This is a genomic window from Rhodococcus sp. GXMU-t2271 (assembly GCF_041414735.1).
In the GTDB taxonomy this organism is placed as follows: domain Bacteria; phylum Actinomycetota; class Actinomycetes; order Mycobacteriales; family Mycobacteriaceae; genus Rhodococcus; species Rhodococcus indonesiensis.
Genome location: NZ_JAUIZP010000034.1, coordinates 38,156 through 50,038 on the forward strand (window position 1 = coordinate 38,156; position 11,883 = coordinate 50,038).

Genomic DNA, 11,883 nt, shown 5'->3' on the forward strand with positions numbered 1-11,883 from the left:
CGGCCGTGGGGCGCCGATGCGTCGGTCCGTGGCCCCGGACCGGTCCCGTAACCTGTCCTGCGTGCGCGTACTCGTTATCGGCTCCGGTGCCCGTGAACATGCCCTCGTCCTGGCCCTGAGCCGCGATCCCGGCGTGACGGCCGTGCTGGCAGCGCCCGGCAATGCCGGCATCGGCCGGATCGCCGAACAGCTCCCGGTCGACGCCGCGTCCGCAGAGGACGTCGTCGCGCTCGCGAAGGCACAGGACGTCGACCTCGTGGTGATCGGCCCGGAGGTGCCGCTGGTCCTCGGTGTCGCCGACGCCGTGCGCGCCGCGGGCATCGCCTGCTTCGGTCCGTCCGCGGCGGCCGCCCGCATCGAGGGCTCGAAGGCGTTCGCCAAGGACGTCATGAAGACCGCCGGGGTCCGCACCGCGCACAGCGAGGTCGTCGACAATCCCGCCGATCTCGACGAGAAGCTCGACCGCTTCGGCCCCACCTGGGTGGTCAAGGACGACGGGCTCGCCGCCGGCAAGGGCGTCGTCGTCACCACCGACCGGGCCGCCGCCCGCGACCACGCCGCGGAGATCCTCGAGAACGGGCACCCCGTGCTGCTCGAGTCGTTCCTCGACGGCCCCGAGGTCTCGCTGTTCTGCCTCGTCGACGGCGAGACCGTCGTGCCCCTGCTGCCCGCACAGGATCACAAGCGCGTCGGCGACGGCGACACCGGCCCCAACACCGGCGGCATGGGCGCCTACACGCCGCTGCCGTGGCTGCCGCAGGGCATGGTCGACACGATCGTCGCGGACGTCGTGGAGCCCGTCGCTGCCGAGATGGTCCGCCGGGGATGCGGTTTCACGGGCTTGCTGTACGCCGGTCTGGCCATCGGCAAGGACGGCCCGGCCGTTGTCGAATTCAACTGCCGCTTCGGTGATCCCGAGACCCAGGCCGTGCTCGCCCTGCTCGAGTCGCCGCTCGGGGAGGTGCTGAACGCGGTCGCGACCGGCACCCTGGCCGAGCTGCCCCCGCTGCGCTGGCGCGACGGCGCCGCCGTCACCGTGGTGCTGGCCGCCGAGTACTACCCGGCCAGCCCCCGCACCGGCGACGTGGTCACCGGCGCCGACGCGCAGGGAGTGCTGCACGCCGGCACCAGGATCGCCGACGGCGCGGTCGTCTCGGCCGGCGGGCGTGTCCTCAGCGTCGTCGGCACGGGCGCCGACCTGTCCGCCGCCCGCGACGAGGCGTATGCCACGCTCGCCGGCATCAAGCTGCCGGGTGGGCACTTCCGCAAGGACATCGGGCTCGCCGCCGTCGAGGGACGCATCGCGATCCCGTCCTAGGGACGCATCCGCGCGGTGCCCGGACACGGGCACGCTCTGTTCGGCGCGCGGGTGTCCGGCGAACGAGCCGACGTCGCGACGGTCCGTCGGTGCACGCCCACCGGCGGACATCCGGTGAGCGCGAGCGGCTAACGTCTGAGGTCGTGCGCTTCGAATCCCGACGATCCCGGATCCAGACCTTCCACGTCATGGACGTGTGGAAGGCGGCCACCGAGCGGCAGCGCAGCCACGGCGACGTGCTGAGCCTGGCGGCAGGTCAGCCGTCCACGCCGGCACCCGCCCCGGTGCTGCGCGCCACCCATCGTGCCCTCGACGACGAGTTGCTCGGCTACACCGAGACGTTCGGGATCCTGCCGCTGCGCGAGGCGATCGCCGGCTACCACCGCGACCGCTACAGCGTCGACGTCGGCGCCGACGACGTGGTCGTCACGACCGGATCCTCCGGGGCGTTCACCCTGCTGTTCCTGGCTGCCTTCGACGTCGGCGACACGGTCGTCGTCGCCCGGCCCGGCTACCCCGCCTACCGCAACACCCTCGCCGCCCTCGGTTGCCGGGTGGTCGAGCTGGACTGCGGGCCGCACACCCGTTACCAGCCGACCGTCGAGATGCTCGAAGCCCTCGACGGTCCGATCGCCGGACTCGTCGTCGCCAGCCCCGCCAACCCCACCGGCACCATGATCGAGCCGGCCGAGCTGGCCGCGCTCGCCCGCTGGTGCGACGACCACGACGCGCTGCTCATCTCCGACGAGATCTACCACGGCATCGAGTTCGGAACGCACGGTGCACCCGCCACGAGCTGCGCGTGGGAGACCTCCCGCGACGCCGTGGTGATCGGCTCCGTGTCGAAGTACTTCTCGATGACCGGGTGGCGGCTCGGCTGGATGCTCGTACCGGAGGGACTGCGCCCGCCGTTGCAGCGCCTGGCCTCCAACATGACGGTGTGCCCGCCGGCGATCTCCCAGTACGCGGCCGTCGATGCGTTCGGCGCGGAGGCCCGGGCCGAGCTCGACGGACACGTCACGCGGTACGCGACCAACCGCGAGCTGCTGCTCCGGGGCCTGCCGGAGCTGGGTGTCACCGAGCTCGCCCCCGCCGACGGTGCCTTCTACGTTTACGCCGACATCGACCACCTGCTCCCGGACGGCGAGAACTCCACCCGCTGGTGTGCTCGGCTGCTGCAGGAGACCGGGGTGGCGCTCGCGCCGGGCGTCGACTTCGACACCGTGCACGGCGATCGGACCGTCCGGCTGTCCTTCGCCGGGGCCACCGCGGACGTGCAGGAGGCGCTGGAACGGCTGCGCACCTGGCTACCCGGATCGTGACGAAACCCGACAGATTGGTCCTACCTGCGAGTATTCGGGCCGTTTCCCTCAGGCGTGACCACGGGGACTGGCACCATGACAAGGGTGTCGATCGCAGCCACCCCCAAGGGCGAACGGCGCCGCCAGGCGCTCGTCGCGGCGGCGGCCGACCTGATCCTCGAGGGCGGGATCGATGCCGTCCGGCACCGCGCCGTCGCGCACCGGGCCGGACTTCCGCTCGCCTCCACCACGTACTACTTCCATTCCCTCGACGACCTCGTCGCGAGCGCGGTCCAGCACAACGGCCGGCGTGAACTCGACGTCATGCGCTCGCGCGTGCAGTGCGTCCCCCCGAGCGACCGCGGACCCGAGTCCACCGCGGACCTGATCGTCGACCTGCTCGTCGGGCCCGGCGGGGTGGGCGAGATCGAACGCGAGCGTCTCATCGCCCGCTACGAGCGGTGCGTCGCCACCGCCCGCCACCCCGAGCTGCGCGACGTCCAGCAGGAGCTGCGCGCGCAGATCGAACAGCTGCTCACAGACCTGCTGCAACGGTGCGGACGGTCGGTGCACGAGCCGCAGCTGCGGCGGCTCGTCGCGGTCGTCGACGGTGCCGTGCTCGGCGCACTCAGCGATCTCGACCCCGATCCGCGGGCCCTCGCGCGGTGCATCCTGCCCGGCGTCCTGGAGGGGGTGGCACCGCCTGCCGAACAGGAGGCGTGACGGGGCGCCGTAAACTGACGTCCTGTGAGTCGCATCCCGAACGTCCTTGCCACCCGTTACGCCAGCCCGGACCTGACAGCGCTGTGGTCGCCGGAGCACAAGATCGTGCTCGAGCGCCAGCTGTGGCTGGCGGTCCTGCGGGCGCAGGCGGAGCTCGGTATCGACGTTCCGCAGGAGGCGCTCGCCGACTACGAGCGCGTGCTCGAGCAGGTCGACCTCGAGTCCATCGCGGCGCGTGAGCGCGTCACCCGCCACGATGTGAAGGCCCGCATCGAGGAGTTCAACGCGCTCGCCGGCCACGAACACGTGCACAAGGGCATGACCAGCCGCGACCTCACCGAGAACGTCGAGCAGCTGCAGATCCTGCGCTCGCTCGAGCACGTGCACGCCCACGGTGTCGCGATCGCCGCGCGGCTGGCCGAACGCGCCGCCGAGTACTCGCCGCTGGTGATGGCGGGCCGGTCGCACAACGTCGCGGCGCAGGCCACCACGCTCGGCAAGCGGTTCGCGTCCGCCGCCGACGAGCTGCTCATCGCGCTCACCCGGTTGCGCGAGCTGATCGCCCGGTATCCGCTGCGCGGCATCAAGGGCCCCATGGGCACCGCGCAGGACATGCTCGACCTGCTCGGCGGGGACGCCGACAAGCTCGCGCGGCTCGAGACGAAGGTCGCCGAGCACCTCGGCTTCGCGAACGTGCTCACCAGCGTCGGCCAGGTCTATCCGCGCTCACTGGACCACGACGTGCTCTCCGCGCTCGTGCAGGTCGCGGCCGGGCCGTCGTCGTTCGCCCACACCATCCGCCTGATGGCCGGGCACGAACTCGTCACCGAAGGCTTCCAGCCGGGCCAGGTCGGCTCGTCCGCGATGCCGCACAAGATGAACACCCGTTCCTGCGAGCGGGTCAACGGCCTGCAGGTGGTGCTGCGCGGGTACGCGTCGATGGCCGCCGAGCTCGCCGGCGCGCAGTGGAACGAGGGCGACGTGTTCTGCTCGGTCGTGCGGCGCGTCGCACTGCCCGACGCGTTCTTCGCCCTCGACGGCCTGATGGAGACGTTCCTGACCGTCCTCGCCGAGTTCGGTGCCTACCCGGCGGTGATCGAGAAGGAACTCAACCGCTACCTGCCGTTCCTGGCGACCACGAAGGTGCTGATGGCGTCGGTGCGCGCGGGCGTGGGCCGCGAGACGGCGCACGAGGTCATCAAGGAGCATGCGGTCGCCGTGGCACTGGCGATGCGCGAGCAGGGCCGCGAGCCGGACCTGCTGGACCGGCTGGCCGCCGACGAGCGGCTGCCACTGGATCGAGCGGCTCTCGACGCCGCGCTGGCCGACCGGTCGGCGTTCGTCGGTGCCGCACAGGCGCAGGTCGCCACCGTCGTTGCGGCGGTGCAGGACCTCGTCGAGCAGTACCCGGACGCCGCGAAGTACGCGCCGGCGCCGATCCTGTAGGGATCATCCGGGAAAGGGCTGCCGGGGGATTTGTCAGATGGGGGTAGCCGAAATGCAGGGGAGAAGATGTTGGCCGGGAAGCCGGGTAATGCCGTACGGATCCGAGATGCGGTGCGGACGCGAGCCGCGCTGCTCGACGCCGCGACGGAGGTGTTCCTCCGCGACGGGTACGCCGCGGCGGCGACCGAGGAGATCGTCGCCGTCGCGGGCGTGACCCGCGGGGCGCTCTACCATCACTTCGCGAACAAGCGGGATCTGTTCCGCGGTGTCGTGGAGCGGATGCAGGTGGAGACCGAGGAGACGCTCGCGGCGATCGAGGGCAGCGATCCGTGGGAATCGTTCACCGCCGCGGTGCTGGCCTCGCTCGACGTCGTCTACGACCCGGCGATCCGGCGACTGCTGCTCATCGAGGCTCCCGCGGTGCTGGGCTGGGCGGAGGTCCGGGAGGGGCACCGCAAGAACACCATCATGATCACCGAGCGCGCGCTGCGGGCCATCGCGCGGCGCAGCGGCGAGCCGGCCCCGCAGTCGTCGGCGCTGGCGCACATGATCGTCGCGGCCGTCGAGGAGGCCATGCTCTACCTCGCCCACAGCGACGACCCGGTCCGGGAACGACCGGAGGTGCAGGCGCAGTTGTTGCAGCTCCTCGAAGGCGTCCGGCGGCCGGCACCCGTTCAGGAGAGTGCGTGAGCGACTGCGTGTTCTGCGCGATCGTCGCCGGCACCGCGCCGGCGAGCATCGTGCTGGACGAGCCGGATGTGCTGGCGTTCATGGATATTCGTCCGTTCACGCCGGGGCACCTGCTGGTGATCCCCAAGCGCCACGCCTCCGGCCTCGCGCACCTCGCTCCGCAGGACGGCGCGCAGGTGTTCGACGCGGGCCGGCGCATCGCGACCGCGCTGCGGGCGAGTTCGCTTCCCGTCGACGGGGTCAACCTCTTCCTGGCCGACGGCGTCGCCGCCGGCCAGGAAGTGTTCCACGTGCACCTGCACGTCGTTCCGCGTCGTCGCGGCGACGGCTTCGGTCTGCGGGCCGTGCCACGCACCCCGAACCGCACCGTGCTCGACGGCACCGCCGAGACCGTGCGGGCAGCGCTGGCCGAGACCGGGGGCAGCGCCGGCTGAGACCGGATCCTCCGGACTCACCCGGCCAGATCGTCCGGGCCCACTTCGTCGTCACGCCACGCCGACGCGCTGATCCCCTGGCTCGACCGCAGCCACAGGATGCCGACGGCGAGGGCCAGGACGAGCGAGCCGACGAGGACGAGCGCGCGGGCGGACGAACGCCCGCGCGCGCCGAGCAGGATCTCCGGAGAAGGGGAGGAATCGGTCACCGCACCATCCTGCCTCATCCCTGATGCGGCGGACATGTGCGCGACGGGCGACCCGGCACGCAACTGCATTGCCCTCGTCCCCCGGGCGCGGGAGACTGTCCGGGGACGGTGACCCGGGGAGTCGCTCGTCGGCCTGCCGCACACGATCGGCTACGCGCGTGGTCCGGTGCCGCATCGCCGGTAACCAGCCGCACCACCCGAGAGGAGACGACCGTGTCCGCTCGAATGTCCCTGCACCCGGGGATTCACGGATATGCGCGCGGCGACTTCACGGCCGTGCGGCAGGCGTTCGCCGAGAACTTCTCCCGCCGTAGGGAGTTGGGTGCCGCCTGCTGCGTCTACTACCGCGGCGAGAGGGTGGTCGATCTGTGGGGCGGAGTACGGGACAAGGCGACCGGCGCACCGTGGGAGCGGGACACCATGGCACTGGTCTTCTCCGCTACGAAGGGGATGGCCGCCGTGACCGTCGCGCTGGCCCATTCCCGCGGCTGGCTCGATTTCGACGAGCGCGTCTGCACCTACTGGCCCGAGTTCGCGCAGAACGGCAAGGAACGGATCACCGTCCGCCAACTGCTGGCCCACCAGGCGGGACTGTTCGGCTTCGACGAACCGGTGGATGCCGGGGTCATCGCCGATCCGGACCGACTGGCCGCGATCATGGCCCGCCAGAGACCGGAGTGGGCGCCGGGGGAGCGGCAGGCCTACCACGCGATCAGCCTCGGCTTCTATCAAGGTGAACTCGTTCGCCGGGTCGACCCGCAGCATCGCACGCTCGGGCAGGTCTTCCAGGACGAGATCGCGACGCCGCTGGGTCTGGAGTTCTAGATCCGCCTCCCGGCCTCCGTTCCCGACACCCGACTGGCCCCGCTCGTGATGCGGAATCCCTTCCTGAACATCGCCGAGTTGTCGCCGCGACTGTTTCCGGCGTTCCTGAACAAGCGGTCGGTGTTCTACCGCTCGTTGGTCGCCAATCCGGGAACGCTCGTGGCACTGGACCCGGACACGATCTACGCGCGCGATCTGGAGGCGCCGTCCGGCGGAGGCGTGGGCACGGCACGCGCCCTGGCGCACACCTACGGTGTCCTGGCCACCGGCGGTGCCGAACTCGGGATGCGCCCGGACACGCTGCACGAACTGACGGCCCCGCCGGTGCCGCCCCGACACGGATTCCACGACGCGTGCGTGCTCGGGGACATCCGGTTCTCGCTCGGTTTCATGCGCCCGAGTCCGGACTGGTCTTTCGGTGGGCCCCGGTCGTTCGGCGCGCCCGGTGCCGGCGGCTCCTTCGGCTACGCCGATCCGGACGCCGGGATCGGCTACGGGTACGTCTGCAACCGTATGGGCAAGTCTCGAAACGATCCGCGCGACGTCGCCTTACGTGCCGCGATGACCAGCGCCGCCACGTCGGCCTGATCCGCAGCGGTTGCGCACCCGGCACCGGGCGCCTCGAGCGGAACACCCTCCCGGAAAGGTGTTCGGAGTCAGGCCTTCGCCATCGCGGTGGGATGCGGTTCGGTGTCGACGCCGGGTATCCCGCGCCCGCGCAGGGACGCGCCGGCCGTCTCTGCCACGAAGTACAACGCGACGAGACCGACGACGCACGCGCCCATCATGTAGAAGGCGGGGACGAGGTCGTTCCCGGTCCGCTCCACCAGCCACTCGTTGACCGCCGGGGCGGTCCCGCCGAACAGCGACGTCGAGACGTTGTAGGCGATCGCGAAGCCGGCGAAGCGCACGTGGGTCGGGAACATGGCCGGGAAGGTCGCCGAGATGGTCGACAGCTGCAGCACATACAGCAGGCCGAGGACCGTGAAGGCGACGATCGCCCAGGCGAAGCTCACGGCCATGAGCATGTACATCGGGATCGCGAGCAACAGCAGCCCGCCCATCGAGATCAGCCACATCGGCTTGCGGCCGATCCGGTCGGACAGCGAGCCCGCGAACGGGATGACCGCCATCATGGCGAGCTGCCCGATGACGACGAGGGACAGCGAGGCGGTGCTCGACAGACCGATGCGGTTCTCGAGATACGTCGGCATGTAGCTCAGCAGGGTGTAGTTGCAGACGTTGAGCGCGACGACCAGACCCATGAGCGTCACGATCGGCTTCCAGTACTGCGAGAGCAGGCTCCTGAACTGCGTGCCGGTGTCCTGCTCGACCTCCCCCTCGGCCTCGAGTTCGCGGAACACCGGGGTGTCCTCGAGCTTCGACCGCAGGTACAGCCCGACGAGGGCGAGGGGTCCGGCGACGAAGAACGGCAGGCGCCAGCCCCATGCGCTCATGAACGCGTCGGTGGAGACCAGGTCGATGGACAGCACGATGAGCGCGCCGAACGAGAAGCCGGCGAGGGTGCCGAACTCGAGGAAGCTGCCGAAGAACCCGCGCTTACGGTCGGGGGAGTACTCGGCCATGAAGGTCGCCGCGCCGCCGTACTCGCCGCCGGTGGAGAAGCCCTGGATCATGCGGAGCAGCACCAGCAGCAGCGGTGCCCAGAAGCCGATGGAGGCGTACGAGGGAATGGCGCCGAGCAGGACGGTCGCGGTGCCCATCAGGATGATCGTCAGCGCGAGCACCTGGCGGCGTCCGAGCCGGTCGCCGAGGGGACCCCACACCAGCCCGCCGAGCGGACGTACGAGGAAGGACACGGCGAAGACACCCAGGGTGAGCAGCGTGGCCGATTCCAGGTCGCCGGGGAAGAACGAGTCGGCGATGTAGGTGGCGGTGTAGGCGTAGACGCCGTAGTCGAACCACTCGGTGAAGTTGCCCATGGCCGAGGCGCTGATCGCGCGCCGCAGATGACCGGGTCGGACCTCGGAGTGCACGTCGGTATCGCCGGTGGGTCTCAAGACACATCCCTTCGTTCGGACAACCGTTCCGGCGTACCCAATGGGCGGCCGTCCGATTCGTTCGATGTGCACCGAGAGGTGGTTCGTTACCCTTCCGTAATTTTTCTCCTGCGGATTCCCGCATGGTGAGAGCGTGGATCCGTCGATCGGCGCCCGGGGCTCGCGTGCCTAGTGTTGATCGAGGGCGCCGGCGCGCAGCGCGGCGGCATTGATGCGGGTCAGCACGTCGTGCAGTTCCTCGAGCTCGGCGAGGCTCACCCCGAGCCGGCGCACCACCGTTTCGGGCACCGCTTCCGCCCGATTCCGCAGTGCACGTCCCGCGTCGGTGAGGTCGACGACCAGTTGACGCTCGTCCTGGGGGCTTCGGGTGCGGGTGATCAGACCGAGCGACTCGAGCCGCTTGAGAAGCGGGGACAGGGTGGGCGAGTCCAGTTGGAGGGCCCGGCCGATCTCCTTCACCGACATCGGCGCGTCCCCCCACAGTGCCAGCATCACCAGGTACTGCGGGTGGGTCAGGCCGAGCGGCTCGAGCACCGGCCGGTACACCGAGAGCACCGCGCGGTTGGTGACGGACAGGGCGAAGCAGACCTGACGGTCGAGGGCGAGGGGGTCGGCCGTCGCCCTCGACGACCCGGCTTCGGCCCCGGCCGAGTGGGGGCGGGCCTCCGTGCTCATGGCCTCGATGCTACCCAACCGGGCACCTGCCGACGACGGTCGCCGGGGCGGGCCGGAAAGCGCCGCCGCACCGTGTCGTATGCCGCTGCCCGCTCCCGGGCCGGGATGGAGTCCCCGCGAGGTGGCATCGACCCATGGGTGATGCCTCCGAAACGACTGTCGGGCAGTCGATTACCGGACGAACGGGTATCGGTTTCCCCGGTGTGTGAATCGGAATGCATCACAATGTAATTCGACCTCTGCGGAGGCGTGCCGTGGGGGGCGTCCGGGCCGACGGGCACCGCTTCGGCGGATACGCGGCGCAGAAGGCGCACCGTCGCTCATCCGGCTCGGTTCGCCTTCCATGTCCGGTAGCGATCCGGCAGGCACACCGCGCACGGGCGGTAGCCGGCTGCGACGGCGTCGCATTCGCCGGCGAAGAAGACCCGGTCCCGGACGTAGCCGCCGCGCGCGATTGCCCGCCGTGCCGCGCGGCAGTCGAGTCGTCCGTAGATCCGGCCGCGGCGGTGTCCGCCCAGGGTGCCGGGGGCTGCGCTGAGGTAGGGATGTCCGTCGCTCCCGACGAGCGTGTAGCGGGTCACCGTGCGTCGTGCAGGACGAGGCCGAGGGTGTGACGGACGCCGGCGCGCACGGTGCTGACCCCGTGCCGGACGGGGGAGCGGGTCCAGCCGCGCGTGGATCGGGTGGGCCGGTCGCGGGTGGTGAAGATCAAGGCGTGACCCTGCTGCAGCACCGTGACCGTGCCCCGGGACTGGGCCCGGGCGCGTTGTTCGACGAGCAGGAACTCGCCGCCGAGGTGGTCGTGGCCGGGTCGGTCGAGGCCGATCACCACCTGCAGCGGGAACACCAGGTCGCCGTAGAGGTCGCGGTGCAGTGCGTTCCAGTCGCCGGCGGTGTAGCGGAGCAGGATCGGCGTCGGCCGGGTCTGGCCCGCGGCGTGGCAGGCGTCGAGCCAGTCGCCGAACTCGTCGGGCCACGGCGCCGGATCGCCGAGCCGCTGCGCCCAGTCCCGCGCGACGGGCAGCAGCCGGTGGTAGAACGCCGCGCGCAGCCGGGTGATGCCCTCGGGTACGGGATCGCCGAAGTAGCGGTAGGTGCCCCTGCCGAAGCGGTGCCGCTCCATGTCGATCGTGCTGCGGAAGCGGCGTTCGTCGTCCCACATCGCGGCGACGCGTCCGCACTCGTCCGCGGTGAGCAGCGGCCCGGTCTGCGCGCACCCCGTCGCGTCGAGCTCGGCGACGAGCGCCGGCCAGTCCTGAGCCTCGACCCGCGCGGTGAGCGAGTCGGTCCGAGCGGTCATGGTTTCTCCTCCCGCGGGGCGGTCCCATCCCGTAGACGCCTGCCGGGCGGAGAACGTGAGATCCGAGCGGGAGGTTCTCGCGGCGAACGGGAGGATGTCGGCGACGCCACTCGCGCGATGCCACAACAAGCTCCCGCTCGTCGCGAGAATCACCGGGTCGATCAGTTCTGGCCGGCGTCTCCGGTGCAGTTGGCGCTGGCAAAGGGGCCGCTGGACGTCTGCTCCGAGACGACTGCATCGTCGGCGAGGATCCGGCAGGTGATACTGCCACCGTCCTCGTTGTTGGTGACGGTGAGGGAGACGAACTTCCCGAGTCCGTCGATCGTCACGTCTTTGGTCCACGGGAGAGTGACGTCTGTCTCCTGAGCCATGTTCATGTCGCGCCCGGAGTAGGTCACGGACGCCCCCGTTCCTGTGCCCTCCACCTGGTAAGTGACGGTGACTTCCCGGTTGGCTTCCTTGTCGATCTCATTGGCCACGCCGCCGACGAATGCCATGCAACCGCCCATGACGAGAAGGAAGAAGAGCACGATTCCACCCACGATCCACGGCCACTTCTTCTTTCGCGGTGGCTGCTGGTAGTAGCCGGGTGGGTACTGGCCCTGTGGATACGGTCCCTGGCTGTAGTTGCCCTGCTGGTATCCCCCAGGCGGTGGTTGCTGACCGGGCGAGGAGCTGTATGGCTGATCCGACATGGCGATCCCCCTGTCTCGGAACGACACTGCCCCGAAGTTGTTGTGACGTTCGGCACATCGGGGTGTTGCGTCGGTGCGTTACGGACTGGAGGGATCGATCGAGCGGGAGGTTCTCGCGGCGAACGGGAGGATGTCGGCGACGCCACTCGCGCGATGCCGCAACAAGCTCCCGCTCGTCGCGGCAGTCACCCGTCGGCGAGCTTCGTGAGCAGGCGGGCGAGTTCGGTGCGTTCGGGGCCGTCGAGG

14 protein-coding genes are annotated in these 11,883 nt (G+C 70.5%); 8 read left to right on the top strand and 6 right to left on the bottom strand.

Annotation, left to right across the window (positions count from 1 at the left end):
* The first annotated feature begins 61 nt into the window (after nt 1-61).
* The 6 genes from purD to QYS60_RS13435 all read left to right on the top strand — a co-directional run bounded on the left by purD (nt 62) and on the right by QYS60_RS13435 (nt 5,912).
* A complete protein-coding gene (gene purD, locus QYS60_RS13410) occupies nt 62-1,318 on the top strand; it encodes a phosphoribosylamine--glycine ligase (protein WP_054375258.1) in 1,257 nt (418 codons plus the stop codon).
* Between the two features lie 143 nt (nt 1,319-1,461).
* Nucleotides 1,462-2,640, top strand: coding sequence for a pyridoxal phosphate-dependent aminotransferase (locus QYS60_RS13415; RefSeq protein WP_371383416.1), 1,179 nt, complete (start codon nt 1,462-1,464; stop codon nt 2,638-2,640).
* Between the two features lie 84 nt (nt 2,641-2,724).
* Entirely contained in the window at nt 2,725-3,342 is a 618-nt protein-coding gene (locus tag QYS60_RS13420) for a TetR/AcrR family transcriptional regulator (RefSeq protein ID WP_003936779.1), read from the top strand.
* Between the two features lie 24 nt (nt 3,343-3,366).
* Nucleotides 3,367-4,788, top strand: a complete 1,422-nt coding sequence (purB, locus tag QYS60_RS13425) for an adenylosuccinate lyase (protein WP_003936778.1) — start codon at nt 3,367-3,369, stop codon at nt 4,786-4,788.
* A gap of 111 nt (nt 4,789-4,899) precedes the next feature.
* Nucleotides 4,900-5,478 (top strand): TetR/AcrR family transcriptional regulator, encoded by a 579-nt coding sequence (locus QYS60_RS13430; RefSeq protein WP_003936777.1) that lies wholly within the window; start codon nt 4,900-4,902, stop codon nt 5,476-5,478.
* Nucleotides 5,475-5,912: an HIT family protein gene (locus QYS60_RS13435; RefSeq protein WP_289377518.1), complete on the top strand. Its 438-nt coding sequence runs from the start codon at nt 5,475-5,477 to the stop codon at nt 5,910-5,912. The genes QYS60_RS13430 and QYS60_RS13435 overlap by 4 nt, the downstream gene beginning before the upstream one ends.
* A gap of 17 nt (nt 5,913-5,929) precedes the next feature.
* Here QYS60_RS13435 and QYS60_RS13440 read toward each other — a convergent pair whose 3' ends face one another.
* Nucleotides 5,930-6,121, bottom strand: a complete 192-nt coding sequence (locus tag QYS60_RS13440) for a hypothetical protein (RefSeq protein WP_003936775.1) — start codon at nt 6,119-6,121, stop codon at nt 5,930-5,932.
* Nucleotides 6,122-6,334: 213 nt separating this feature from the next.
* Between QYS60_RS13440 and QYS60_RS13445 the strand changes: the two genes are divergently transcribed.
* Nucleotides 6,335-6,946: a serine hydrolase domain-containing protein gene (locus QYS60_RS13445; protein WP_371383417.1), complete on the top strand. Its 612-nt coding sequence runs from the start codon at nt 6,335-6,337 to the stop codon at nt 6,944-6,946.
* 48 nt (nt 6,947-6,994) lie between these two features.
* Nucleotides 6,995-7,534, top strand: coding sequence for a serine hydrolase (locus QYS60_RS13450; protein WP_371383419.1), 540 nt, complete (start codon nt 6,995-6,997; stop codon nt 7,532-7,534).
* Nucleotides 7,535-7,602: 68 nt separating this feature from the next.
* Here QYS60_RS13450 and QYS60_RS13455 read toward each other — a convergent pair whose 3' ends face one another.
* From QYS60_RS13455 to QYS60_RS13475, 5 genes are all read right to left on the bottom strand, one after another.
* The gene (locus QYS60_RS13455; RefSeq protein WP_289377537.1) at nt 7,603-8,889 is read right to left on the bottom strand and encodes an MFS transporter; all 1,287 of its coding nucleotides are present in this window, start codon (nt 8,887-8,889) and stop codon (nt 7,603-7,605) included.
* Nucleotides 8,890-9,135: 246 nt separating this feature from the next.
* Nucleotides 9,136-9,642 (bottom strand): MarR family winged helix-turn-helix transcriptional regulator, encoded by a 507-nt coding sequence (locus QYS60_RS13460; protein ID WP_054375319.1) that lies wholly within the window; start codon nt 9,640-9,642, stop codon nt 9,136-9,138.
* Between the two features lie 320 nt (nt 9,643-9,962).
* Entirely contained in the window at nt 9,963-10,223 is a 261-nt protein-coding gene (locus QYS60_RS13465) for an Ada metal-binding domain-containing protein (protein ID WP_289377520.1), read from the bottom strand.
* Nucleotides 10,220-10,942: a 2OG-Fe(II) oxygenase gene (locus tag QYS60_RS13470; RefSeq protein ID WP_371383418.1), complete on the bottom strand. Its 723-nt coding sequence runs from the start codon at nt 10,940-10,942 to the stop codon at nt 10,220-10,222. The genes QYS60_RS13465 and QYS60_RS13470 overlap by 4 nt, the downstream gene beginning before the upstream one ends.
* A gap of 161 nt (nt 10,943-11,103) precedes the next feature.
* Nucleotides 11,104-11,637 carry an MmpS family transport accessory protein gene (locus tag QYS60_RS13475; RefSeq protein ID WP_040274023.1) on the bottom strand — a complete coding sequence of 178 codons (534 nt, stop codon included), beginning with the start codon at nt 11,635-11,637 and terminating at the stop codon, nt 11,104-11,106.
* Nucleotides 11,638-11,883 lie beyond the last annotated feature (246 nt).

Coding starts and splice junctions, on each gene's coding strand:
- QYS60_RS13450 (WP_371383419.1), top strand. CDS start 6,995: ATGCGGAATCCCTTCCTGAACATCGCCGAGTTGTCGCCGCGACTGTTT.
- QYS60_RS13475 (WP_040274023.1), bottom strand. CDS start 11,637: ATGTCGGATCAGCCATACAGCTCCTCGCCCGGTCAGCAACCACCGCCT.
- QYS60_RS13470 (WP_371383418.1), bottom strand. CDS start 10,942: ATGACCGCTCGGACCGACTCGCTCACCGCGCGGGTCGAGGCTCAGGAC.
- QYS60_RS13455 (WP_289377537.1), bottom strand. CDS start 8,889: ATGGGCAACTTCACCGAGTGGTTCGACTACGGCGTCTACGCCTACACC.
- QYS60_RS13460 (WP_054375319.1), bottom strand. CDS start 9,642: ATGAGCACGGAGGCCCGCCCCCACTCGGCCGGGGCCGAAGCCGGGTCG.